The 1102-nt window shown below is 40.6% G+C and carries 1 protein-coding gene; it reads left to right on the top strand.

Going from position 1 to position 1102, the window contains the following annotated elements; translation table 11 throughout:
• Positions 1 to 799: 799 nt before the first annotated feature.
• Positions 800 to 1102: IS110 family transposase (locus tag QUA40_RS28855; RefSeq protein WP_333132154.1), on the top strand; the 303-nt coding region annotated here is incomplete at its 3' end.

The following is a 1102-nucleotide window of genomic DNA, read 5'->3' as shown; positions in this document are numbered from 1 at the left end:
TTCATGGTTTTATTGTCACAATCAAGTATTGCATATAATTGTATCATAGTCTTGATAATGATTTAGGATTGCTATATATATGATTTCATCCTGTAAAAATACCACTAACTTGCCAGGAGTAATCTTAGCTCAGTGAGTCTCCAACCAGCCTGTAATATCCTATTGTTTTATCATTTCTGGGTCTTATTTAGGGGGCGTTTTTGAGTTTTTTTATTTAGCTAATTCATGCCGAGTCAAACAGTGTAGAATAGCTTTGTTTGGAGTTAAACACCATATCATAATTCTCAACGATGTATCCTTGCAGTTCTGCGACATTCCAGTTTTTTTGACGGCCGCCAGCAAAGAACGGCTACGCTTGGCGCAGGTTATAGATAACCGACTGAACCTCGTCGAGCTACCAGTTTTAACCTAGATATACCTGTAGTTTATAGGATTTAGTCTATTCGCCAATGAACCCGGGACAGGCTTCTAGAGCCTCCTGAATATTTTGGTGTTTATAGCGAGCGTTTGAGAAATATTTTAACTGAAGAATATCGCTTCAATTTACGCGGCTTATCAGGTTAGTATCATCAATCCTCCCAAGATTAAATGGTTTGCTAAAAGTGAACTTTTACGAACCAAAGCCGACGCCGTAGATGCGGCACTGGTTGCTCGTTTTTGTGCATCTGTTAAACCCTTATTCTCGACCCCTACTGCACCTGGAGTTAAGGAATTACAAGCGGGCTTTGCGACGGCTGGAATCTGTGATCTAAAATGTCAACTCAAGAACAGAACTGTCTGGAAACAGCTAGACCAACCGTTGAGCTCAATTGCTGGAATGGGTGAAAAAACGGCATCCGTATTATTACCGGAAAGTGGTGATGTTTTTGATTATGAGAATGCCTGTCAATTACCAGCTTATGCAGGCTTAACTCCCTGCAAACGCATTTGTGGGACTTCTGTTAAAGGCAAAACTTGTTTGTCATGCACCGGCAATATCCGACTGCGAAAAGCTTTGTATTTGCCTGCTGTAGTGGCGATGCGTTACGGGTGCATCTCACTTTTGCGAATGTGTCACAAAAGAGTTAAAATGAAAAAGCTAGTAAAATCGTCAAATAAAGAT

The sequence above is a fragment of the Microcoleus sp. Pol11C3 genome (assembly GCF_036701485.1).
GTDB lineage: Bacteria > Cyanobacteriota > Cyanobacteriia > Cyanobacteriales > Microcoleaceae > Microcoleus.
Note: the sequence above shows the minus strand (reverse complement) of the source record. Positions and strands in the feature narration are given on the sequence as shown.